Source organism: Streptomyces sp. NPDC006872 (assembly GCF_040635845.1).
In the GTDB taxonomy this organism is placed as follows: Bacteria; Actinomycetota; Actinomycetes; order Streptomycetales; family Streptomycetaceae; genus Streptomyces.
Genome location: NZ_JBEYIL010000002.1, coordinates 74,591 through 95,974, shown reverse-complemented (window position 1 = coordinate 95,974; position 21,384 = coordinate 74,591). Strand labels below are relative to the sequence as shown.

Genomic DNA, 21,384 nt, shown 5'->3' with positions numbered 1-21,384 from the left:
GTGATCCCGGTCCCCGAGACGTTGCGCAGTCGGTCGTCCCGCTCCTGACCAGGCCGGGGGTCATGCCGTGATCGGTCTCGAACTCGTCGTGGTCCTCGGCGTGGCGGTGCTCCTGGGCAACGCCGCCGGTGACCGCTACCGGATCGCCCCGCCCGTCGTGCTCCTCGTCCTCGGCGCGCTGCTCGGCTTCGTGCCCGCGCTGCGCGAGGTGGAGCTGCCGCCGGAGGCGGTGCTGCTCATCTTCCTGCCGGTACTGCTGTACTGGGAGAGCCTGACCACGTCCCTGCGGGAGATCCGGCGGGATCTGCGCGGCATCATCCTGATGAGCACCGTGCTGGTCATCGGCACCGCCGGAGCCGTGGCGGCCGTGGCACACGAGTTGGGCCTGGCCTGGGGACCGGCATGGGTGCTGGGCGCAGCCGTGGCCCCCACCGATGCGACCGCCGTCGGCGTTCTCGCCAAGGCACTGCCCCGCCGCAACGTCACCCTGCTGCGCGCCGAGAGCCTCATCAACGACGGCACCGCGCTCGTGGTCTTCGGACTGGCAGTCGGCATCACGGTCGGCGAGGAACACTTCACCGTCCCGCACGTCACCTGGCTGTTCGCCGTCTCCTACCTCGGCGGAGCCGCCGCCGGAGCGTTGACCGCATGGCTGGTGATCATGGCGCGGCGGGTCTTCGACAACCCGCTGCAGGGCAACGTCGCCATGATCCTCACCCCCTTCACCGCCTATCTCCTCGCCGAGCTGATCCACGCCTCCGGCGTCCTCGCGGCCGTCTCCGCCGGGCTGATCATGAGCCAGGCCGGACCGCGCATGGCCGCAGCCGCGATGCGCCGCCAGGCGGAGGAGTTCTGGTCGCTGGCGACCTTCCTGCTCAACGGTTCCCTGTTCGTCCTCGTCGGCCTGCAGGCGCAGGCGGCCGTACGCGAACTGCACGGCAGTGACCTCACCCAGGCCCTCATCGCCGTCGCGGCCGTCTCAGCCGTGGTCGTCGCCGCGCGCTTCGCCTTCAACTTCACCGTGCCGTACCTGATCCGTCTGCTGGACCGCCGTCCGCAGCAGCGCCTGCGCCGGATGAACTACCGCGCCCGTGTGATCACGTCGATCGCCGGCTTCCGGGGCGCGGTCTCGCTGGCGGTGGCCCTGTCGGTGCCGACGGCGCTCGACTCCGGCGCGCCCTTCCCCGACCGCGACACCATCGTCTTCGTCACCTCCGGCGTCATCGTCACCACCCTCGTGGTGCAGGGGCTGCTGCTGCCGGCCGTGGTGCGCTGGGCCGGGCTGCCCCACGACACGTCGGTGGACGAGGAGCGCATCCTCGCCGAGACGACCGCCACCGAGGAGGCCCTCAAGGCCCTCCCCGCGCTCGTCGACGACCTGGCCACGGACCCGGCCGTAGCCGAACGCATGCGCGAGGAGTACGAGTCCCACCTGCTCGTCGTCCGCGCCGACGGCGGCGGCGAGACCGCCACCGAGGACGAGGACGTCCTGCGCCACCACCGGCACTACACCGCCCTGCGCCTGGCCCTCCTCGCCCACAAACGCGCCACGTTGGTCCGCCTGCGCGACGACCACGAGATCGACGACACCGTGCTGCGCCACGTCCAGCGTCGGCTCGACCTCGAAGAAGTACGGCTGTCCGGGCGCCAGGCCGCCGAATGACCCCCACCAGAACAGGAGAAACCATGCCCGCGTCCCCGGACGAAAGCGATCGCGAAGAGGTCCTCACGGCCTACCGCGCCCATCTGCGGGCGATGACCGACGGCGACACCGACACCCTGGACGACCTGCTCGACGACGGCTTCGTCCTCACCCACATCACCGGGTACCAGCAGCCCAAGGCCGAGTGGCTGTCCCAGATGCGAGCCGGCCGGTTCGTCTATCACCGCGTGATCGAGAAGAACGTCACCGTCGACGTGGAGGGTGACACGGCCCGCCTCGTCGGCCGCATCGTCACCGAGGCGACGGTCTACGGCACCCATGCCGACTGGCCGCTGCAATTCGCCATGGACTGGGCCCGGGACGGCGACACCTGGACCGCACTGCGCTCCGTGGCAACGACCTGGTAGCAGGTCCAGGACCAGGCGGACGCGAACCGGAGATCACGTCCGAGCGCGAGACGGAACACGAAGAAGGCAAGAAAGCACAGAGCAAGTACCAGGAAGGGCGGCACACACATGGCACAGGAACCCTCGCGGGCCCAGCAGTTGCTCGGCGACCTCGCGCCGAAGATGGTCCAGCTGACCGACGACGTGCTGTTCGGCGACGTGTGGAAGCGGGAGGGTCTGTCCCCGCGGGACCGCAGCCTGATCACCGTCTCCGTGCTGGCGGCGACGTACCGCCCCGAGCAGCTGAACAGCCATCTGCGGCTGGCGCTGGAGAACGGGCTGACCAGGGACGAACTCGTCGAGGCCCTCACCCATCTGGCCTTCTACGCCGGATGGCCCAGCGGAATGGGCGCGCTCACCCAGCTCAAGACCATCGTCGACGACGAGACGAAGAAGCGGGGCGAGGTCCCGCGGCCTGGTGCAGGCCCGTGGCGGTGAGGTCCTGGTGATGCGTGCGGGCGACACCGTCCACACACCCCCGGGCGAGTGGCACTGGCACGGTGCCGCCCCCGACCACTTCATGACCCATCTCGCCCTGTCGGACAGCACGGGCGATCCCGCCGTGCCCGACGTCGAGTGGGGCGAGCACGTGAGCGATGCCGACTACGAGTACGAAGGACATTGCGATCGGCTGTGCGGTGAGTGTGCTGGTGGGGCTCTTCTTCTGGCCGCGTGGCGCGACGGCGGCGTTCGACCGGGCTCTCGCCGAGGCATATAGGGACAGCGCCCGGTACCTGGCGGGCGCGGTGGAATACGCCGTCGGCCGCTGCGGCACCGAGCCCGTCTCCGCCGACGCCTCGCTGGCAGAACGCCTCGAAGCCGCAGCCGCCGCCCGAAGGCTCGACGACGCCTTCCGCGGCTACCTGGCCGAACGCGGCCCGAAACCGGTACCCCTGGCCGAGATGGCCACCCTGGTCACCGGCATCGTGGGGCTGCGCCTCGCCGCGGACGCGGTGCTGGGCCTGTGGCAGCGCGCCGGCGAGCTGGAGCCCGAGCCGGACCGGGCCGGTGCTCGCCTCGTCCTCCTGGGCGCCGTCGGCCGCGTCTCCGGCTGGTACCGGGACCTGGCCGCAGGCCTGGGCCAAGCCACCCCCGTCCGGGATCCCCTGCCGCGCAACCCCGTAGCCGAAGCGGAGTTGGTCGAATCCCTCCGCCGCGATCTGAGCGACGAGCACGGGCAGGCCACGGACACCGCCGTCCGCATCATCTGGACCGCCGACCACCTCGACGCCGCCCGCCGCCTCCAACCGAGCCTGGCAGCCGCCGCCGGGGCGGACAAGCCGTCCTGACCCGGGATGCCTTCCGAACCAACCCGCACATACCGGCGGGCCAACTCCGTTCGGCTGCACGGGAGTTCCTCGACGAGGCCGGTCAAGTCAAGGCCGGACGTGGGGGGTAGTGGCGTTACCCGGCAAAGCACGCCCTCCCACCCGGACGAGCACGCTGATTGAATCGGCCTCACCGCCCGACAACATCCGAACCGCAGGACGCCCACCGCCGGACGAGCATAGGCGTCACCCGAAGCCACAGACGTGAACCGAACGTCGCGGGGCGCCATGCCCAGGGTTCATCTCGGGCTCGGTCCACTTCGGCCGCTCGATGAGCGAAGGCCGCATCCGAGGCCCAACAGGGCCAGGACAGAAACCTGACCAGGGCAACAGGGTGTGCTTCTTCGCCACCTCCGGCGACACGCCACGGGCGCTCCCAACAATCGAACCACGAGGGATGTAACCCATGCACGAACAGGACAGCACGCCGAACGGCGACTCGGCAGACCGCAGCCGTCGCGGCTTCCTGAGCGCGGCCGCACTCGCAGCGACCTCACTGGTGGCCGTGTCGGGGGCCGTACCCCAGGCATACGCGGCACCGTCCGCCACGGGAACCGGGACCCCCGACCGCCGTCGCAGCCAGGTGACCGCAGCCATCACCCAGACCGGCCACCGCAGGCTCGGCTCCTTAAAGGTCTCCGGCATCGGCCTCGGCACCCAGACCATGCCGGGCAACCTCTACGGCCCCGTCACCAGCCGCAAGGACATGATCGGCCTCATCCGGACAGCCGTCGACCAAGGGGTGACGTTCTTCGACACGGCCGAGGCGTACGGACCCTTCGAGTCGGAACGGATCGTCGGGGACGCCCTCCGACCCGTCCGCGACGACGTGGTGATCGCGTCCAAGTTCGGCTGGGACATCGACCCGGACACCGGGGCCCGAGGCGGCCTGAACAGCCGTCCGGACCACATCCGCCGCGCCGTCGACGGCATGCTGAAGCGCCTCAGGACGGACCACATCGACCTGCTCTACCAGCACCGGGTCGATCCCACCGTCCCGATCGAGGACGTCGCGGACACCGTGAAGGACCTCGTCTCCCAGGGCAAGGTCCTGCACTGGGGCCTTTCCGAGCCGGGTCTGCAGACCATCCGCCGGGCCCACGCGGTCCTGCCGCTCACCGCGATCCAGAACGAGTACTCCACGCTGTGGCGCGGACCCGAGGAGCACGTCCTGCCGCTGTGCGAGGAACTCGGCATCGGCTTCGTGTGCTGGGCGCCTCTGGGCATGGGCTTCACGACCGGCACCATCAATCCGTACACCCGGTTCGCGCAGGGCGACTTCCGGGCCGCGGTGCCCCGCAACAGCCCGGACAACATGCCCGCCAACATGGCACTGGTGCAACTGCTCCAGGACTGGGCCGTACGCAAGGGCGCCACGCCCGCCCAGATCGACCTCGCCTGGCTGCTGGCCCAGAAGCCGTGGATCGTCCCGATACCCAGCACCACCAGGCTGTCCCACCTCCTGGAGAACATCGGCGCGGAAGAAGTCAGGTTCAGCCCCGGCGAACTCCAGGAGCTGAACGCCGCCGTCGCGCGGATCACCATCAGCGGTGCACGGCTCATGCCGCCGGTCCTCGCACAGACGGGCGTCGAAGCACCGCCCCGCTGACCGACCACGCACACCGAACAGGACAGGACGTAGTCGTGCCGCCCCGGCCGAACTCCCATACCTCAGAGGGAGTTCGGCCGGGGACGGTATTCGCGAGGCCCTCAAGCGGCCGGCCGGTCAGGATTCTTGCGGCCCTTGTGGCCCACACGGCCGGATGCGCTGCGGACGGTGAGTACAGCGCAGACGGTGCATACGGAACCCGGGGCTCCAGCATCGGGGTGTCCGTCACCCTGGAGGACGATGCCATCACCGCCGTCGAGGTCAGCACCGTGCGCTGAACACCGCGGGAGGCGCGAGCGGCGCTCAGGCGGCCACCTTCAGCGCCTCCGTGATCAGGCGTGAGGCGCGGCGGGCCTCGGTCGCCGGGTCGGAGCCGGTGAGCACGTTCGTCATGTAGCCCTTGATCGGGTTGTCCGCCTCGACGGCGGCCCACTCGGGTGTGCTGGGGGTCGCGCGGCCCTGCGCGGCCCCCGCCGCCATCGCCGCGACCCCTTCCTCACCGGCGACGGCCTTCGCCAGTTTCGCCTTGTTCGGCACGTAGTTCATGGTGCGGGCCAGCTCGGTGTCCCACTTCGCGCCGGTCAGCGCCGCGACCACCGCGACGGCGCCCTTGCGGACGTCCGTCCTGCGGGGGACGACCAGATCGGAGCCCCCGGTGAAGACCGCGCCGGGCTTGCTCTCGCTCTTGCCGGGCACGGGGAAGAAGCCCAACTTGCCTTCCAGGGCGGGATTCTGCTCGAGAACCGCCTGGGCCAGTCCGGGCACTCCCACGATCTGCGCCACCTTGCCCCCGGCGAACACGCCGGCCTGGGGCGGGTGGTCCTCGTCCGCCGCGACGGGGCCGTCGCCGAGCGCCTGGAGCCGGCGGTAGAAGTCCATGCCGCGCAGGGCGGCCCGGGTGTCGAGGGCGCCCGTCCAGCGGCCGCCGTCCTCGGTGGCGAGGTCGCCGCCCTCGTCCCAGATGAACCCGGCGAGGGTGTACCAGTCCTGGCCGGCCAGGTAGATGCCCTGGTCGCCGCCCGAGTTCAGCTTCTCGGTCGCGGCGAGCCAATCGGCGCGGGTGCGGGGCGGGGCCGTGACGCCGGCCTGCGCGAAGAGGTCCTTGCGGTAGATCACCACACGGTTGGCCGCGTACCAGGGGATGCCGTACTGGTGGAAGCGCTGCTGTCCCGGTTCGGAGAGACCGGGCAGCCAGTCGTCCCTCCCCCACTTCGCCGCGGCCTCCAGCGTCAGGTCGAGCAGTCCGCCTCCGTCGACGTACTGCGGGACCTGGGTGTTGCCGACCTCGATGACGTCCGGCCCGTTCCTGTCGTCGGCTGCCAGCGCGGTCTCCACCTTGTCGCCGATGCCGGTCCATTGCTGGATGCGGATGTCGAGGTCGAGGTCGGGGTGGTCGTGTTCGAAGTCGGCGGTGAACCGGTCGAGGAACTCCTGGGAGGCACTGTCCTTCATCAGCCACACGGTGACCGTCTGCCGGTCCGATCCCCCCGTCCCGGGAAGCACGCCACAGGCGGTGAGGAGGAAGGCGGACACGCAGACAACGGCGAGGAGGCGACGTCTCACGGGGATCCTGTTCTGTCTGGCGGACAGGGCGAGGGGCCCGACATGGGGGACGAGCGCTGCGCTCGAGCGGGTGCCTCCGGATTTTGGTATGGACCAATGCGAGCGGTCAAGAGGGGCCCGGGGAGATCGGACCCGGCCCCCGTCGCCCCGCCATCCCGTAGCCCCATCGCCCCGACGCCTCGCGCTCCGCCGCACCTTCGGGCACGGTGGAGTGACGCGTGACACACGTGACGACGCCGTCACGGTCGAGAGGAGCACCTGATGTCGAACCACACCTACCGGGTCACGGAGATCGTCGGCACCTCGCCGGACAGTGTCGACCAGGCCGTCCGCAACGGCGTCGCCCGCGCCTCGCAGACGCTGCGCAACCTGGACTGGTTCGAGGTGACCCAGGTGCGCGGCCAGATCGAGGACGGCGGGATCGCACACTGGCAGGTGGGCCTGAAGGTCGGCTTCCGCCTGGACGAGTCGGACTGACGACCGAGGCCGAGGCCCTTCAGGTCCGGCCCTCGCCCTCCTGCGCCTGCTCGAGCGCGCCGGACGGAGCCGTCCAGCGCGCCCGGACGACGGTGAAGCCGGCCCGTTCGGCGTCGTCGCACACGAGTTCGTCGTCGTCCACGAGCACGCGGACATCGCGGTCGCGGGCCAGCCTTCGCAGGACCTCCAGCTTGGTGCGCCGGGCGGGCCTGCGGTCGTCGTTGCGCCGCATGTGGACGCGCCCCTCCGGCAGGCCCTGTGCGGCGAGCCAGGCCAGGGTGTCCCGTCGGCAGCGCTCGGGCCGGCCGGTGAGGTAGACGACCTCGCACTCCTCGGCGCTGGCCAGCACCAGTGCGATGCCCTCCGGGAGCGGCGGGTCGTGCGGCGCGGCCGCGAAGAACGCGTCCCAGTCGCGCGGACTGCGCTCCAGGAACCGCTGCCGGTGGGCCGTGTCGGCGAGGGTGTTGTCCAGATCGAACACGGCGACGGGCCGCCTGCTGCTGTCGGTCACGGCATCCACCCTAGGACAACCTTTATTGCTCATGGGATCCATTTTCATATAGCGTCCTCGCAGCTCACCCCGAGCCGATCGAGGAGGTTCCCATGGCCGTCCCCAAGCGGAAGACGTCCCGCAGCAACACCCGGCACCGCCGCGCCCAGTGGAAGGCGAGCACGCCGCGGCTCGTGCCGGTCACCGTCGACGGCGTCCGCCACCTCGTGCCCCAGCACCTGGTGAAGGCCTACGAACGCGGCCTGCTGCACCCCGAGGGCTGACCGACATGCTCCGACTGGCGGAGCGGCTCAGGAATCCTGCGGGCCGTGCGGTGTTGAACCTCGTATGAGTTCCGTGATCGCCTCGGCCCGCTTCTCCGTCCTCGACCGCTCGCGCATCCGCGAGGGGCACACCGCCGCCGAGGCGCTGCGGGACACCGTGGCGCTGGCGCGGGAGGCCGAGCGGCTCGGCTACCACCGCTTCTGGGTGTCCGAGCACCACGGCGTGCCCGGGGTGGCGGGTTCCGCGCCGACCGTTCTCGCGGCAGCCGTGGCCGGTGCGACCCGTACGATCCGGGTCGGCACGGGCGGGGTGATGCTGCCCAACCACCGGCCGCTGGTGGTGGCCGAGCAGTTCGGCGTGCTGGAGTCGCTCTTCCCGGGCCGGATCGACATGGGTCTGGGGCGCTCGGTGGGCTTCACCGGCGGTGTGCGCCGGGCGCTCGGCCGGGACAAGGACGACGCCGACGCCGACGACTTCGCGGCCCAGCTGGCGGAACTGCTCGGCTGGTTCCGGGGCGGCTCCCCGACCCGGGTGCACGCGTACCCGGCAGAGGGCCTGAGCGTGCCTCCGTTCGTGCTGGCCATGGGCGAGGGCGCGACGATCGCGGCCCGTGCGGGCCTGCCGCTGGTCATCGGCGACCTCCGCGACCGGGAGCGGATGCGGCGGGGCATCGACCACTACCGCACCCACTTCCGCCCCTCCCCCTGGGCGTCGCAGCCGTACGTCGTCGTCTCGGGCACGGTCGTGGTGGCCGCCGACCCCGGGCAGGCGCGCCGTCTGCTGCTGCCGGAGGCCTGGTCGATGGCGTACTCCCGCACCCACGGCACCTTCCCGCCGCTGCCGCCCGCCGGACAGGTCGAGACCCGCACGATGACCGCGAAGGAACGCGGCTTCTACGAGTCCGGCCTGAGCGGCCATATCGCGGGCTCCGAGGAGCAGGTGACCGACGAGCTGGAGACCCTGCTGAAGGAGACCGACGCCCAGGAGGTCCTCGTCACGACCAGCACCCACGACCGTGCCGCGCTGCTGGACTCCTACCGCCGGCTCGCCGGGATCGTGGACCGGGAGCGGAACCGCTAGCTGCGCCGCTGCTCCTGCCAGGAGCGGTAGTGGTCCACCAGGGTCTCCTCGATCGGGCGGTAGGCGAGGCCGAGTTCCTCGGTGCTTCTGCGGTTGTCGACGCGGAAGCGGATGCCGAGATGGTTGCGGATGTAGGCCTGGGAGAGACCGAAGGCGGGGCCGAGGATACGGACCGGCCAGTGCGGGAGGGCGGTGCGGGGGAGGCGCCGGTTTCTCGGGTGGTGCTTCAGCAGGGCCTTCGCCATCTGGTGGAAGGAGGTCATCTCCTGCGCGGCGACGATGTAACGGCCGTGCGCTTCGGGGTGTTCCGCCGCCGCCATGTGGGCCGCCGCCACGTCCCGGACGTCGACGGTGGTGAAGCTGAAGTCGGGGGCGCCGTAGAAGAAGTAGCCCTTGAAGAGCTCGTCGAGAAGGAACAGGCTGCCCGAGTCCGAGGCCGGGGTGAGGGACGGGCCCAGGATCAGGCCGGGGTTGAGGGAGACCATCCGCCAGCGGTCCTGGGCGGCCTCGGCCTCCCAGGCGGCCTGCTCGGCCACCGTCTTGGCGTAGTGGTACGGGTTGTTCTCGACCGTGCTGGTGGTGTTGAAGTACCTCTCCGACAGGGTCCGGTCGTCCATCGCCCGTACGTCGGAGTAGTCGCCGAAGATCGCGCCCACGGTGGAGGTGAGGACGAGACGCTCGACCGTCTCCGTGCGCTCGACGGCCGCCACGACGTTGCGCGTGCCCCGCAGGGCGGGTTCCACCACGTCCCGTCGGCCGTCCTTGATCTTCTCCGGCATCAGGAAGGGCGAGGCCACGTGGAAGACCACCGCGCAGCCCTTCATCGCCTCGTCGAAGGAGCCCTCCGTCAGCAGGTCCGCCTCGAAGAGGTCGAGCCGGCCGGGATGGGCGTCCCGCAGGGCGTGCAGGGGCCGGAGCTTCGCCGGGTTCGCCGTGGAGCGCACGGTGGTGTGCACGCGGTAGCCGCGTTCCAGCAGCTGACGTACGAGATGGGCGGCCACGAAGCCGCTGCCTCCCGTCACGAGAACCGTTCGGCCGGCCGGGCTTCCGCTCACGCGCGCTCCCCTCGGAGGTCGGGATGCGCCATGATCCCATCGGAGCCTCCCGAGAGCCCCCCACTCACCGGAAATTCGTTCGACGAGCGGTGCTGCCCGCACCCGGCCGACGGGTCAGCCGCCTCCCGCCTCGACCCGGCGACCGACGGGCCGGCGGTGCCGGGCGCGCGGGGCGAGGCGGGGGGTCGGGGGCTCGCCGTGCCGGGGGGTCGGGGCGACGAGCTGTCGTTGCGGCGGACCGCCCAGCACCCGGGACCCGGCGGCCGCCGCCAGCGCCTTGCGGTCGGCGTGGTCGCCCGGGGCGAGCGCGGGCAGTACCTCGACCTCCGCGACCAGGCCCCGTGCCGTCACCACCCGCCACAGCGAGGCCAACAGCGGGTCGTCGCCGACGAAGGCGGCCACGGTGCTGGCCGCCCCGTCGCGGTCCCGGTAGCGGATGCGCACGGGCTGGACGGGTACTCCGGCGTCCAGCGCGGACTGGAACACGGCCCGCCGGAAGTGCCCCTGGGCGCGGCCGCACCAGGTGCTCCCCTCCGGGAACACCGCGACCGCCCGCCCGGCGCGCAGTGTGTCGGCGATCCGGGCGACCGTCTCGGGCAGGGCGCGCAGCCGGTCCCGGTCGATGAACAGGACTCCGCCACCGGCGACGAGCGCGCCCGCCACCGGCCACCGCCGGATCTCCGCCTTGGCGAGCATCCGGGCCGGGCGGACGCCGGCCAGCAGCGGGATGTCCAGCCAGGAGATGTGGTTCGCGACCAGGAGCAGCCCGGTCGAGGTGGGCGCGGTCGCACCGGTCACCCGGACCCGGACCCCCGCCGCCCGCACCACGGTCCGGCTCCACGACCGGACCACGCGGGCCGGTATCCAGGCGCTGAGCGGCGCCAGCACGACCCCGACCAGGACCAGCAGGACGACCGTCGTGAGCCGCAGCACGGCCCGCGGCAGGCCCGTGAGGGACGCCGTCGTCTCCACGCACGCCCGCGGGGTGCAGGGCGCGCTGGGCAGCCAGACGCTCATCACGCCGGGACGAGCGAGAGGAAGTGCCGCAGATAGCGCGGGTTGACCCGACGCATCGACAGCAGCACGTACAGGTCGGCGACGCCGAAGTCGGGGTCGTGGGCGGGCTCGCCGCACACCCAGGCGCCGAGGCGGAGGTAGCCGCGCAGCAGGGCCGGGAGCTCGGTGCGGGCGACCGGGCCGGCGCCGTTCGGGGTCCAGGGCAGCAGCGGCCGGACCCGGAACTCCTGCGGCGCCAGGTGCTTGTCGCGCACCCGGTCCCAGGTCGCGGTGGCCAGCGTGCCGCCGTCGGCCAGCGGGATCGAGCAGCAGCCGGCCAGCCACTCGTGGCCGCGGTCCACCATGTAGCGGGCGATGCCGGCCCAGATGAGGCCGATGACGGCGCCGTCCCGGTGGTCGGGGTGCACGCACGAGCGGCCGACCTCGACCATGCCGGGCCGGATCGCGTCGAGCGGGCTCAGGTCGAACTCGCCCTCGGAGTACAGCCGTCCGGCGACCGCGGCCCGCTCGGGCGGCAGCAACCGGTAGGTGCCGACCACCTCGCCGGTGACGCGGTCCCGGATGAGAAGGTGGTCGCAGTACGCGTCGAAGGCGTCCGTGTCGAGGCCCGGTTCGGGGCCGTCGAGCCGGGCGCCGAGCTCCCCGGCGAACACCTGGTGGCGCAGTCGCTGTGCGGCCCGGACGTCGTCCTGGTCACGGGCCAGCGACATGAGGTAGCCGTTGCCGCCGGGCGGGACGGCGAGGGCGGGGGGCGAGAGCGGCATGGCGGTCATGAGGTCTCCTGCGCCGAGCGGAAGAAGCATGGGGACGGTGCATGGGGAATGCGCACCTGCTTTCTTCCGCGGCCGGCTGGCCTCGGCGTGTCCTGCGCGGAACCCGGGGATGTGCGGCTGCTGAATCCCGGGAGACGCCGCCCACCAGGGGCGCGGGGCACCGCGCGACCGGCTGCGACGCACCCGCGCCCCGCAGCCTGCGGCCCTCCCCGCGCCGCTACCGCTTGGCGACCTTGCGGGTGGCCCGCAGCCACTCCTTGTTCATGCTCGTGATGGAGACCAGCGGGATGCCCTTCGGACAGGCCGTCGCGCACTCCCCCGCGAGGGTGCAGCCGCCGAACCCCTCCTCGTCCATCTGCGCCACCATGTCCAGCACCCGTGTCTCGCGCTCGGGAGCACCCTGGGGCAGCACATTGAGGTGGTTGACCTTGGCGGAGGTGAACAGCATCGCCGCCCCGTTGGGACACGCGGCCACGCAGGCCCCGCATCCGATGCACTCGGCGTGCTCGAACGCGAGGTCGGCGTCCGGCTTGGGCACCGCGGTGGCGTGGGCCTCGGGCGCGGCGCCGGTGGGGGCGGTGATGTAGCCGCCGGCCTGGATGATCCGGTCGAGGGCGCCGCGGTCGACGACCAGGTCCTTGACGACGGGGAAGGCGGCGGCCCGCCACGGCTCGACGTCGATCGTGTCGCCGTCCCGGAAGGACCGCATGTGCAGCTGGCAGGTGGTGGTGCGCTCCGGTCCGTGCGCGTCGCCGTTGATGACGAGCGAGCAGGCGCCGCAGATGCCCTCGCGGCAGTCGTGGTCGAAGGCGACGGGGTCGTCGCCGCGCAGGATGAGCTCTTCGTTGAGGGTGTCGAGCATTTCCAGGAAGGACATGTCGGGCGAGATGCCGTCCACCTCGTACGTGGACATCGCGCCGTCGGCGTCGGCGTTGCGCTGCCGCCAGACGCGCAGTTTGAGCTTCATGCATAGCTCCGCTGGGTGGGGTGGACGTACTCGAAGACCAGGTCTTCCTTGTGCAGGGTCGGGGCTTCGCCGGTCGTGGTGAACTCCCAGGCGGCCGCGTACCCGAACGCGTCGTCGCGGCGGGCGGCCTCGCCGTCCGGGGTCTGCGACTCCTCGCGGAAGTGGCCGCCGCAGGACTCGGCGCGGTGCAGGGCGTCGAGGCACATCAGCTCGGCGAGTTCCAGGTAGTCGACGACCCGGTTGGCCTTCTCCAGGGACTGGTTGAACTCCTCGCCGACGCCGGGGACCTTGATGCGCCGCCAGAACTCCTCGCGGATCTGCGGGATGCGCTCCAGCGCCTTGCGCAGACCGGGATCGGTGCGGGCCATGCCGCAGAACTCCCACATCAGCTCGCCGACCTCGCGGTGGAAGGAGTCCGGGGTGCGGTCGCCGTCGACCGCGAGCAGCAGGTTGAGCCGGTCCTGGGTCTCGGCCAACACCTCACGGACGACGGGGTGTTCGTCGCTCACCTCGCCCTGGTCCGGGTTGCGGGCGAGGTAGTCGTTGATGGTCGCCGGGAGGACGAAGTAGCCGTCGGCCAGGCCCTGCATCAGCGCGGAGGCGCCGAGGCGGTTGGCCCCGTGGTCGGAGAAGTTGGCCTCGCCGATCGCGAACAGGCCGGGGACGGTGGTCTGCAGGTCGTAGTCGACCCACAGTCCGCCCATCGTGTAGTGCACGGCCGGGTAGATCCGCATCGGCACCTCGTACGGATCCTCGTCGGTGATCCGCTGGTACATGTCGAAGAGGTTGCCGTACTTGGCCTCGACGGCCTTGCGCCCCATGCGCCCGATGGCGTCGGCGAAGTCCAGGTAGACGCCCTGTCCGCCGGGGCCGACGCCCTTGCCCTCGTCGCAGACGTTCTTCGCGGCGCGGGAGGCGATGTCGCGCGGGACCAGGTTGCCGAAGGAGGGGTAGATCCGCTCCAGGTAGTAGTCGCGCTCCTGCTCGGGGATCCGGTTCGGCGGGCGGTCGTCGCCCTTGGCCTTCGGCACCCAGATCCGGCCGTCGTTGCGCAGCGACTCGCTCATCAGCGTCAGCTTCGACTGGTGGTCGCCGGTGCGCGGGATGCAGGTGGGGTGGATCTGGGTGAAACAGGGGTTGGCGAAGTACGCGCCGCGCCGGTGCGCCCGCCAGATCGCGGTGGCGTTGGAGTTCATCGCGTTCGTCGACAGGTAGAAGACGTTTCCGTAACCGCCGCTGGCGAGGACGACGGCGTCCGCGAAGTACGTGTCGATCTTTCCGGTGATGAGGTCCCGGGCCACGATGCCGCGCGCCCGCCCGTCGACGACGATCAGGTCGAGCATCTCGGTGCGCGGGTGCATCTCGACGTTCCCGGCGGCGATCTGCCGGCTCAGGGCCTGGTAGGCGCCCAGCAGGAGCTGCTGGCCCGTCTGGCCGCGGGCGTAGAAGGTCCTGGAGACCTGTACGCCGCCGAACGAACGGGTGTCGAGCAGACCGCCGTACTCCCGTGCGAAGGGCACGCCCTGCGCCACGCACTGGTCGATGATCTCGACCGAGATCTGCGCGAGCCGGTGGACGTTGGACTCCCGCGCCCGGAAGTCGCCGCCCTTGACGGTGTCGTAGAAGAGGCGGTGCACGGAGTCGCCGTCGTTGCGGTAGTTCTTCGCCGCGTTGATGCCGCCCTGCGCGGCGATGGAGTGGGCGCGGCGCGGGGAGTCCTGGTAGCAGAACTGGACGACGTGGTAGCCCTGTTCGGCGAGCGTGGCGCCGGCCGAGCCACCCGCGAGTCCGGTGCCGACGACGATCACGGTGTGCTTGCGCCGGTTGGCCGGGTTGACCAGCTTGGCCTCGAACCGGCGCTTGTCCCAGCGCTCGGCGATCGGACCCGAAGGGGCCTTGGCGTCGACGATCGGCTCGCCGGTCGGGTAGTCCGCGTATGCGGTAGTCATGTTCAGCTCACCACTCCGGTCATAACGCCCACGGGGACGGCGATGAAGCCGGCCGTGAGCAGCAGCGCGAGGACGTCGGCGCCGGCCTTCAGGGCACGGTCGCGGGTGCGGCTGCCGGCGCCGAGGGTCTGGGCGGCGCTCCAGAAGCCGTGCCGGACGTGCAGGCCGAGCGCGAGCATCGCGACGATGTAGATGACGTTGCCGTACCAGGTGGAGAAGGTGTCGATCACGTTCTGGTACGGGTGTCCGGACTGGAAGCCGCCGCTGTGCACGGTGCCGGTCGTCAGGTCCAGGATGTGCCAGACGATGAACAGCGCGAGGATGACGCCGCCCCAGCGCATGGTGCGCGTGGCGTAGTCGGCCCGCGGCCTGCTGTGCACGTACTTCGTCGGACGGGCCCTGATGCCGCGGCGGCTCAGCTGGTACGCGGACACGGCGTGCGCGACGACGGCGGCGACCAGGACCACGCGGATGATCCACAGTGCCCACTCGTAGTGCAGGAAGGGCTCGCCGAGGGTGCGCAGCCAGTGCGCGTAGTGGTTGAAGTCGCCCGATCCGAAGAAGATCTTGAGGTTGCCCAGCATGTGGACGACCAGGTACGACAGCATGATCAGACCGCTGACGGCCATCACGGTCTTCTTGCCGACGGACGAGTCCCACATGGTGCGCGTCATGGACGGTTTTCGGTCCGTCCCCGGTGCCAGAGCCATGGGTCCGACGGTAGGACCGGACCGCCCCATCGGTCCAAGACATGGTCCGCCTGGTTTCCATAGGCGATGACTATCGGCGGCGTAGGCTTGCGGCATGCAGTTCCAGCAGCTCCAGTACTTCGTGGCCGTCGCCGAGACCCGGCACTTCACCCGGGCCGCCGAGCTCGTGCATATCGCTCAGCCGTCGCTGTCGCAGCAGATCAAGGCGCTGGAGCGGGAGTTGGGGGCGGATCTGTTCCTGCGGGCGCGCGGCAACATCACGCTCACCGACGCGGGCGAGGCGCTGCTGCCGCTGGCCCGGCGCATCCTCGCGGACACCGAGACCGCACGCTACGAGGTGCAGGAGCTGGTGCAGCTGCGCAGCGGGCGGGTGCGGCTCGGGGCCACGCCCAGCGTGTGCACCGGCCTGCTGCCGGACGTGCTGCGCGACTTCCACGACCGCTACCCGGGCATCCGGCTGATGATCGAGGAGGGCGGCTCGCACGATCTCGTCCGCGAGCTGGCCCGCGGCGCCCTCGACCTGGCCCTGGTCGTCCTGCCCCTGCCGACGCCGTCCCCCGCGCTGACGACGGTGGAGCTGCTGCGGGAGGACCTGGTCGTGGTGTCCTCCCCCGAGGCCGCCAGACCGGGGAACGGGGGCCGGACCGTCCGGATCGCCGATCTGGAGCGCGAGCCCCTGGTGATGTTCCGGCACGGCTACGACCTGCGAGAACTCACCGTGGCCGCCTGCCGCGCGGAGGGGTTCGAACCGGACTTCGCGGTGGAGGGCGGGGAGATGGACGCGGTGCTCGGGTTCGTGCGGGCCGGGCTGGGCGTGGCGGTCGTCCCGCGCATGGTCGCCGCCCGGTCCGGGCGCGGGCTGCGGGTCACCCCGCTCGCCCGGCCCGGTCTGCACCGCAGAATCGCCCTCGCGCACCGCAGCGACGTCGCGCCGCCGCGGGCGGCCCGGGAGCTCCAGCGGATGCTGCTGGAGCGCTGATCCGGGCTCAGACCCTGTGCACACAGGTGCTCAGTCCAGCACGGCCGGCCTGAGCACCTCCTCGCACCACTGACGGAAGGCGGTGGGGGCGAGGTCGGGGGTGGGGAGCTGGACGGCGCCGTAGAAGCCCTGGTCGTTCTGGGCGTCGATCATGTCGGCGTACCCCTGCGCCCAGGCCTCGGTCGCTCCGGAGCGCAGGATCGCGGCCTGCTGTGCCGCGACGGTGACGAACTCGGCGCGCACGGGCCGGTCGAGCACCTCGGCGAGGACAGCGGCCATGCCCTCGGGGGTGAGGTCGTCGGGGCTGACCAGGGGGACGTCCGCCCGCCCGGTCCAGGAGTCGTCGAGCAGCAGCCTGGCCGCCGCGGCGCCGATGTCGCGCGTGGCGCACAGGCGCAGCACCCGGCCGGGCAGATGCGGCGTGACGAGGACGCCCGTGTCACGGATCGCGGCGGCCTGGCGCAGGGTGTTCTCCATGAGGGCCGGCGGGCACAGGGCCCGGTAGTGGACGCCGGTGGCGGCGATCGCCTCGTCCATGGCGAGGCCCACGGAGATCAGCCCGGCGTTCCTCGCGACGCCGCGGCCGAGGGTGGAGACGGCCACGACCCGGGTGATGCCCTGGGCGCCGATCACCTCGCACAGCGACTCGTTGAAGGCCCGGTACTGTCCCTCGACGCTGTCGGCGGCAGGGTCCGGCGGGACCAGCCAGAACACACGGTCGGCGCCCTCGCACGCCTCCTTCAGGACAGCGGGGTCGGCGTGCGAGCCCCGGACGACCTCCACCCGGTCACGGACCTGCGGGTCGAGCCGGGCGGGGTCGCGGACGATCACCCGGACCGGTGCGGCCGCGGCGGGGTCGTCGAGGAGACGGGCGACGACCTCACGGCCGATCTGGCCGGTCGGAGTGGTGACGACGATCATGAACTGCTCCTGGAAGAACGGTGGTCGGGATGTCGTCGAGCCTGCCGCCGGACCCCGCCGAACTGAAGGACCGCTTCGCTCCCGCTTGTTACCCTCAGGGCAATACCGATCGAAGGGCCGGCCCATGGAGTCCCGTCCGCTGCGCTATTTCGTCGCGGTCGCCGAGGAGCTCAACTTCGCCCGCGCGGCGGATCGGTTGGGCATCTCGCCGCCGCCGCTGTCCCGGGCCGTCCGTCAGTTGGAGACGGAGCTGGGAGCGGTCCTGTTCGAGCGGACGACGCACAGCGTGACGCTGACCACCGCCGGTCAAGTCCTCCTGGAGGAGGCCCGGTTCGCGCTGGAGGCCTTGGAGGCCGCGGAGCGACGGACCCGGCGTGCGGCCTCCGACGAGCCGAAGCTGGTGCTGGCGGTGAAGGCAGACGGGGACGCCGGGCTGCTGGAGCCGATCCTCGCGCGATACGCGGCCGACCCCGCGGCGGCGCCGGTCTCCGTGCGGCTGTGCGCATGGCACGAGCAGACCCGGCTGCTGCGCCGGGGCGAGGCCGATGTCGCCCTGGTCTACGAGCCGTACGACCGCGGCGGCCTCGATGCCGAGCACCTGGCCGCCGAGCCGCGCGTCGCCGCCCTCGCCGTGGCCCATCCCCTCGCGGCCCGGGTCGCGCTGACCCTCGCCGACCTGGGGCTGCGCCCCGACGAGGCGCACGGGTACATGGACGAGGTGCGCGGCAGGGGGAACGACCTCGCCCAGCTCCTCACCCTCGTGGGCCTGGGCGAGGTCGTCCCCCTGCTGCCGGCGTCGGTGGCCGACCGGTATCCCCGGCCGGGCGTCGTCTACCGGCCGGTCCTGGACGCGCCCCCTGCCGTCCTGGTCGTGGCCTGGCCCCAGCAGTCCCGCTCGACGGCCACCGCGGCGCTCGTCCGGGCGGCCACGGCGGTGGCCGAGGACGTCCGCGAACGGCGGGCGGGCTGACGCCGGACGGCCTCGGGCGGTGCCGGCGTCCCCTGGCGGCGGTGGGGTTGCGTGGTCATCCGCCCATGGCCGCTCAGGCCGTCGCGTCCACCAGGGCCAGCTCGTGGAGCCTGTCCGGCGGGCCGGGGCGGGCGTAGTACCAGCCCTGGGCCGTGTCACAGCCCAGTATGCGCAGTTGCTCGGCCTGGGCGCCGGTCTCCACGCCCTCCACCGTGACCGCGAGGTTCAGACTGTGGGCAAGGGAAACGATCCCCTCCACGATCTTGAGGTCGACGGGGTCCGCCGGGAACTGCTGCATGCCCTGGGTGAAGGAGCGGTCCAGCTTGAGCACGCTCACCGGAAGGCGGCGCAGGTTGGCGAGGTTGGAGTAGCCGGTCCCGAAGTCGTCCAGGGCGATGTCGACGCCCATCTCGGCGAGCCGGCGCAGCGGCTTGAGCAGATCGTCGTCGGCGCCGATCAACGCCGACTCGGTCACCTCCAGGCACAGCGCCTCCGGTGCGACGCCCGCGCGTTCCAGGATGTCGACGGTGTCCTGCACCAGCCCGGGGTGGGTGAGCTGGCAGGGAGAGAGGTTGACGTTGATGCGGAGGGGGTCGGAGTCCCCGCCCCGCTCCCGCCACTCGCCGGCCTGGCGCACCGACTCCTCCAGCACCCAACGGCCCAGCGGCACGATCAGCCCGGTGTGCTCGGCGAGCGGGATGAACCGGTCGGGGCCGAGCACCCCGTGCTGCGGGTGCAGCCAGCGCACCAGGGCCTCCGCGCCGCGCACACTGCCGTCGCCGAGGTGGACCAGCGGCTGGTACTCGATGAAGAACTCACCGCGTTCGAGGGCCGCCGGGAGCGCCGTGGTCAGACCGTGCCGGGTGATCGCGCGGGCGTCGGCCTCCGGGTCGGCGAGCTCGAAGCGGTTGCCGCCCGCCGACTTGGCCCGGTACATGGTGATGTCGGCGCTGCGCAGCACCTCCGCCGCGCTGCGCTCCCCCGCCGGGCCCTCGACGATGCCGATGCTGCCGCGCACGGTCAGCTCCCGGCCGTCGATGCTCACCGGCGCGATCAGGGCGTTCATGATGCGGGCGGCGAGTTCGTCGACCTCGTGGCGGGTGTCCCGGCCGGTGGTCAGCGCCACGAACTCGTCGCCCCCCAGACGAGCGACCATCTCGCCGGGCGCGGTCGCGCAGGACTGGAGCCGGTCGGCGACCTCGACGAGCAGCCGGTCGCCGGCCGCGTGTCCGAGGCTGTCGTTGATGGTCTTGAAGCCGTCCAGGTCGAGGTAGCACAGGCCGAAGCGCTTGCTCTCGCCGGCGCCCAGCACCTTCTCCAGGCGTTCGAAGAACAGCGTGCGGTTGGGCAGGCCGGTGAGCGCGTCGTGGGTGGCCTCGTAGCGCAGCCGGAGGTTGAGCAGCCGGCGCTCGGTGGTGTCCTCCATCAGGGCCAGCATGTACTGCGGTGCGCCGTCGGCGTCCCGCAGCAGGGAGACCGTCAGGTTGGTCCACAGGACCGTTCCGTCGGGGCGGCTGAACGCCTTCTCCGTGTGGAAGTGCTCGCGTTCGCCGCGGACGAGTTCGTCGTAGAGCTTCCAGATCTGCGGCGCGTCCTCGGGATGCGTCAGATCCTCGACCTTGCGGCCGCGCAGACTCTGCTCGGACCCGCCGAACATGCGCAGCAGCGCCCCGTTGACCTGGAGGACGTTGCCTTCCAGATCGGCGATGCTGATTCCTATCGCGGCGCCCTCGAAGACCGCGCGGAAGCGGGCCTCGCTCGCGTGCAGCGCCTGCGCGACCACGCCCTGGGCCTGCAGCGCGGCCCGGGCGATGGTCTCCTGTTCGGCGAGCGTGCGCTCGCGCAGCGCCTGCGCGTACCCGGCCGCCATGGCGTGCTGCAGCCGTGAGGCGCGGGTGCGCAGGTCCTCCTGGGGACCGTCCTCGCCGCAGTAGAGCACCAGGTAGGCGTCGACGCAGTCGAGGGACCGGCTGAGCGCCTCGGGGTCGGTGCAGTGCACGTCGACGAGGGCGGCGCCGACGGTCTTGCCCGCGGCGGCGTCGAAGGCCCGTTCCAGCAGCGCCTCGCGCAACCGCCGGGCCAGCGGCAGAAGTTGTTCCTCCAGCTCGGGCCGGGTCAGCGACGTCGCGGTCACCGGGAACACGGCCCGGCTCCAGATCGTCGCGAACCGCCGCAGTCTGTCCTGCGGCCCGTCCGGCTCCGCGCTCACGCCGTACGCCCCAGGCCGGCGAAACCGGTGAAGGCCCAGGGGTCCTCGTCCTCAGGCGCCGTGTCCGGCCGCCAGTGCGGCGTCGGGACCAGTCCCGGTTCCACCATGTCGTACCCCTCGAAGAACCGCGCGATCTTCTCACGCGAGCGCATGATCAGCGGGTTGCGAATGTCCTTGTATACGTCCACCGCGCCCTCGGCCCGTTCCGGCGGCTGCGGGATTCCCTCGTACGAGGCATGCGTGAGCACGAGCAGACTGCCCGGTGCGAGCGCGGCGCCGAGCTCGGCCACCGCCGCGTACGGGTCGTCCGCGTCCTCGACGAAGTGCAGTACGGCGACGAGCAGCAGCGCCACCGGCCGCTCCAGGTCGATCAGCTGCTCCACCTGCGGGCTGCTCAGGATGTCGTGCGGCTTGCGCAGGTCGGCGGCCACGACGTCGGCGTCGGCGTTGTCCGCCAGCACCTCCTGGCTGTGCGCGACGGCCACCGGGTCGTGGTCGACGTACACCACGCGCGCCCCGGGGCTCGCCGCCTGGGCGACCTCGTGGACGTTGCCGAAGGTGGGGATGCCGGAGCCGATGTCGAGGAACTGGGTGACGCCCTCGGCCGCCGCACAGCGCACGGCCCGGCGCATGAACGCCCGGTTCGCCTGCATGATCTTGGGAAGCCCCGGCATGAACTCCATCGCCCTGCGGGCGGCCTCCCGGTCGACCTCGAAGTTGTGCGAACCGCCCAGGTAGTAGTCGTGGATCCGCGAGACACTCGGCACCGAGATGTCGATGCTCCGAGGGGCCCAGGCGGGACGCTCCATCAATCTCTCCAAGGCGTAGGCGATCCGGTGTTCGAGCTGAGGCTACTGATCGCCCGCCAAACGGGCGAGTGGAAACGGAAATTG

At 71.6% G+C, this 21,384-nt stretch carries 21 protein-coding genes and 1 pseudogene; 11 read left to right on the top strand and 11 right to left on the bottom strand.

What is annotated here, in order from left to right:
• The first annotated feature begins 67 nt into the window (after positions 1-67).
• From ABZ725_RS05445 to ABZ725_RS05420, 6 genes and pseudogenes are all read left to right on the top strand, one after another.
• A complete protein-coding gene (locus tag ABZ725_RS05445; protein WP_358801447.1) occupies positions 68-1,663 on the top strand; it encodes a Na+/H+ antiporter in 1,596 nt (531 codons plus the stop codon).
• A gap of 23 nt (positions 1,664-1,686) precedes the next feature.
• Positions 1,687-2,070, top strand: a complete 384-nt coding sequence (locus tag ABZ725_RS05440) for a nuclear transport factor 2 family protein (protein ID WP_358801446.1) — start codon at positions 1,687-1,689, stop codon at positions 2,068-2,070.
• 108 nt (positions 2,071-2,178) lie between these two features.
• Positions 2,179-2,547, top strand: a complete 369-nt coding sequence (locus ABZ725_RS05435; protein WP_358801445.1) for a carboxymuconolactone decarboxylase family protein — start codon at positions 2,179-2,181, stop codon at positions 2,545-2,547.
• Positions 2,522-2,656, top strand: a pseudogene (locus tag ABZ725_RS05430) (cupin domain-containing protein); the annotation flags it as partial. The gene ABZ725_RS05435 and the pseudogene ABZ725_RS05430, both read left to right, overlap by 26 nt.
• A 49-nt stretch (positions 2,657-2,705) precedes the next feature.
• On the top strand, positions 2,706-3,398 hold the full coding sequence (locus tag ABZ725_RS05425; RefSeq protein ID WP_358801444.1) for a hypothetical protein: 693 nt from the start codon (positions 2,706-2,708) through the stop codon (positions 3,396-3,398).
• Positions 3,399-3,843: 445 nt separating this feature from the next.
• Entirely contained in the window at positions 3,844-5,046 is a 1,203-nt protein-coding gene (locus tag ABZ725_RS05420; RefSeq protein ID WP_358801443.1) for an aldo/keto reductase, read from the top strand.
• A 303-nt stretch (positions 5,047-5,349) separates the two neighbouring features.
• Here ABZ725_RS05420 and ABZ725_RS05415 read toward each other — a convergent pair whose 3' ends face one another.
• Positions 5,350-6,609 (bottom strand): extracellular solute-binding protein, encoded by a 1,260-nt coding sequence (locus ABZ725_RS05415; protein ID WP_358801442.1) that lies wholly within the window; start codon positions 6,607-6,609, stop codon positions 5,350-5,352.
• A gap of 261 nt (positions 6,610-6,870) precedes the next feature.
• Here ABZ725_RS05415 and ABZ725_RS05410 point away from each other — a divergent pair, with 261 nt between their 5' ends.
• On the top strand, positions 6,871-7,086 hold the full coding sequence (locus ABZ725_RS05410; RefSeq protein ID WP_351919604.1) for a dodecin: 216 nt from the start codon (positions 6,871-6,873) through the stop codon (positions 7,084-7,086).
• A gap of 19 nt (positions 7,087-7,105) precedes the next feature.
• Here the strand turns inward: ABZ725_RS05410 and ABZ725_RS05405 are convergent, their stop codons facing one another.
• Positions 7,106-7,597 carry a hypothetical protein gene (locus ABZ725_RS05405; RefSeq protein ID WP_358801441.1) on the bottom strand — a complete coding sequence of 164 codons (492 nt, stop codon included), beginning with the start codon at positions 7,595-7,597 and terminating at the stop codon, positions 7,106-7,108.
• Positions 7,598-7,689: 92 nt separating this feature from the next.
• Between ABZ725_RS05405 and rpmF the strand changes: the two genes are divergently transcribed.
• Together rpmF and ABZ725_RS05395 are read left to right on the top strand one after the other, a co-directional pair.
• On the top strand, positions 7,690-7,860 hold the full coding sequence (gene rpmF / locus ABZ725_RS05400) for a 50S ribosomal protein L32 (protein WP_358801440.1): 171 nt from the start codon (positions 7,690-7,692) through the stop codon (positions 7,858-7,860).
• A gap of 64 nt (positions 7,861-7,924) precedes the next feature.
• Positions 7,925-8,941: an LLM class flavin-dependent oxidoreductase gene (locus tag ABZ725_RS05395; RefSeq protein ID WP_358801439.1), complete on the top strand. Its 1,017-nt coding sequence runs from the start codon at positions 7,925-7,927 to the stop codon at positions 8,939-8,941.
• On the opposite strand, the gene ABZ725_RS05390 is transcribed toward ABZ725_RS05395, so the two are convergent.
• The 6 genes from ABZ725_RS05390 to ABZ725_RS05365 all read right to left on the bottom strand — a co-directional run bounded on the left by ABZ725_RS05390 (position 8,938) and on the right by ABZ725_RS05365 (position 15,376).
• Complete coding sequence (locus ABZ725_RS05390; RefSeq protein ID WP_358801438.1) at positions 8,938-9,996, bottom strand: NAD-dependent epimerase/dehydratase family protein; 1,059 nt, start codon at positions 9,994-9,996, stop codon at positions 8,938-8,940. The genes ABZ725_RS05395 and ABZ725_RS05390 overlap by 4 nt on opposite strands.
• A gap of 114 nt (positions 9,997-10,110) precedes the next feature.
• A complete protein-coding gene (locus ABZ725_RS05385) occupies positions 10,111-11,013 on the bottom strand; it encodes a lysophospholipid acyltransferase family protein (protein WP_358802048.1) in 903 nt (300 codons plus the stop codon).
• On the bottom strand, positions 11,013-11,777 hold the full coding sequence (locus ABZ725_RS05380; protein ID WP_358802047.1) for a GNAT family N-acyltransferase: 765 nt from the start codon (positions 11,775-11,777) through the stop codon (positions 11,013-11,015). Before ABZ725_RS05380 ends, ABZ725_RS05385 begins: the two co-directional genes overlap by 1 nt.
• A 226-nt stretch (positions 11,778-12,003) precedes the next feature.
• Positions 12,004-12,753, bottom strand: coding sequence for a succinate dehydrogenase/fumarate reductase iron-sulfur subunit (locus tag ABZ725_RS05375; protein ID WP_358801437.1), 750 nt, complete (start codon positions 12,751-12,753; stop codon positions 12,004-12,006).
• On the bottom strand, positions 12,750-14,702 hold the full coding sequence (locus ABZ725_RS05370; RefSeq protein ID WP_358801436.1) for a fumarate reductase/succinate dehydrogenase flavoprotein subunit: 1,953 nt from the start codon (positions 14,700-14,702) through the stop codon (positions 12,750-12,752). Before ABZ725_RS05370 ends, ABZ725_RS05375 begins: the two co-directional genes overlap by 4 nt.
• A 2-nt stretch (positions 14,703-14,704) precedes the next feature.
• On the bottom strand, positions 14,705-15,376 hold the full coding sequence (locus ABZ725_RS05365; protein ID WP_351914042.1) for a succinate dehydrogenase: 672 nt from the start codon (positions 15,374-15,376) through the stop codon (positions 14,705-14,707).
• A gap of 130 nt (positions 15,377-15,506) precedes the next feature.
• Here ABZ725_RS05365 and ABZ725_RS05360 point away from each other — a divergent pair, with 130 nt between their 5' ends.
• Entirely contained in the window at positions 15,507-16,391 is an 885-nt protein-coding gene (locus ABZ725_RS05360; RefSeq protein ID WP_358801435.1) for a LysR substrate-binding domain-containing protein, read from the top strand.
• 30 nt (positions 16,392-16,421) lie between these two features.
• Here ABZ725_RS05360 and ABZ725_RS05355 read toward each other — a convergent pair whose 3' ends face one another.
• Entirely contained in the window at positions 16,422-17,312 is an 891-nt protein-coding gene (locus ABZ725_RS05355; protein WP_358801434.1) for an NAD(P)H-binding protein, read from the bottom strand.
• 124 nt (positions 17,313-17,436) lie between these two features.
• Here ABZ725_RS05355 and ABZ725_RS05350 point away from each other — a divergent pair, with 124 nt between their 5' ends.
• Entirely contained in the window at positions 17,437-18,282 is an 846-nt protein-coding gene (locus ABZ725_RS05350) for a LysR family transcriptional regulator (RefSeq protein ID WP_358801433.1), read from the top strand.
• 73 nt (positions 18,283-18,355) lie between these two features.
• Here ABZ725_RS05350 and ABZ725_RS05345 read toward each other — a convergent pair whose 3' ends face one another.
• On the bottom strand, positions 18,356-20,491 hold the full coding sequence (locus tag ABZ725_RS05345; RefSeq protein ID WP_358801432.1) for an EAL domain-containing protein: 2,136 nt from the start codon (positions 20,489-20,491) through the stop codon (positions 18,356-18,358).
• On the bottom strand, positions 20,488-21,300 hold the full coding sequence (locus ABZ725_RS05340; protein WP_358801431.1) for an SAM-dependent methyltransferase: 813 nt from the start codon (positions 21,298-21,300) through the stop codon (positions 20,488-20,490). The genes ABZ725_RS05345 and ABZ725_RS05340 overlap by 4 nt, the downstream gene beginning before the upstream one ends.
• Positions 21,301-21,384: the final 84 nt, after the last annotated feature.

Excerpts from the sequence above, each read along its gene's own strand:
- ABZ725_RS05385 (WP_358802048.1), bottom strand. The coding sequence starts at position 11,013 with ATGAGCGTCTGGCTGCCCAGCGCGCCCTGCACCCCGCGGGCGTGCGTG.
- ABZ725_RS05355 (WP_358801434.1), bottom strand. The coding sequence starts at position 17,312 with ATGATCGTCGTCACCACTCCGACCGGCCAGATCGGCCGTGAGGTCGTC.
- ABZ725_RS05380 (WP_358802047.1), bottom strand. The coding sequence starts at position 11,777 with ATGCCGCTCTCGCCCCCCGCCCTCGCCGTCCCGCCCGGCGGCAACGGC.
- ABZ725_RS05365 (WP_351914042.1), bottom strand. The coding sequence starts at position 15,376 with ATGACGCGCACCATGTGGGACTCGTCCGTCGGCAAGAAGACCGTGATG.
- rpmF (WP_358801440.1), top strand. The coding sequence starts at position 7,690 with ATGGCCGTCCCCAAGCGGAAGACGTCCCGCAGCAACACCCGGCACCGC.
- ABZ725_RS05425 (WP_358801444.1), top strand. The coding sequence starts at position 2,706 with ATGCCGACTACGAGTACGAAGGACATTGCGATCGGCTGTGCGGTGAGT.
- ABZ725_RS05340 (WP_358801431.1), bottom strand. The coding sequence starts at position 21,300 with ATGGAGCGTCCCGCCTGGGCCCCTCGGAGCATCGACATCTCGGTGCCG.
- ABZ725_RS05370 (WP_358801436.1), bottom strand. The coding sequence starts at position 14,702 with ATGACTACCGCATACGCGGACTACCCGACCGGCGAGCCGATCGTCGAC.
- ABZ725_RS05410 (WP_351919604.1), top strand. The coding sequence starts at position 6,871 with ATGTCGAACCACACCTACCGGGTCACGGAGATCGTCGGCACCTCGCCG.
- ABZ725_RS05375 (WP_358801437.1), bottom strand. The coding sequence starts at position 12,753 with ATGAAGCTCAAACTGCGCGTCTGGCGGCAGCGCAACGCCGACGCCGAC.
- ABZ725_RS05350 (WP_358801433.1), top strand. The coding sequence starts at position 17,437 with ATGGAGTCCCGTCCGCTGCGCTATTTCGTCGCGGTCGCCGAGGAGCTC.
- ABZ725_RS05440 (WP_358801446.1), top strand. The coding sequence starts at position 1,687 with ATGCCCGCGTCCCCGGACGAAAGCGATCGCGAAGAGGTCCTCACGGCC.
- ABZ725_RS05360 (WP_358801435.1), top strand. The coding sequence starts at position 15,507 with ATGCAGTTCCAGCAGCTCCAGTACTTCGTGGCCGTCGCCGAGACCCGG.
- ABZ725_RS05435 (WP_358801445.1), top strand. The coding sequence starts at position 2,179 with ATGGCACAGGAACCCTCGCGGGCCCAGCAGTTGCTCGGCGACCTCGCG.
- ABZ725_RS05395 (WP_358801439.1), top strand. The coding sequence starts at position 7,925 with ATGAGTTCCGTGATCGCCTCGGCCCGCTTCTCCGTCCTCGACCGCTCG.
- ABZ725_RS05420 (WP_358801443.1), top strand. The coding sequence starts at position 3,844 with ATGCACGAACAGGACAGCACGCCGAACGGCGACTCGGCAGACCGCAGC.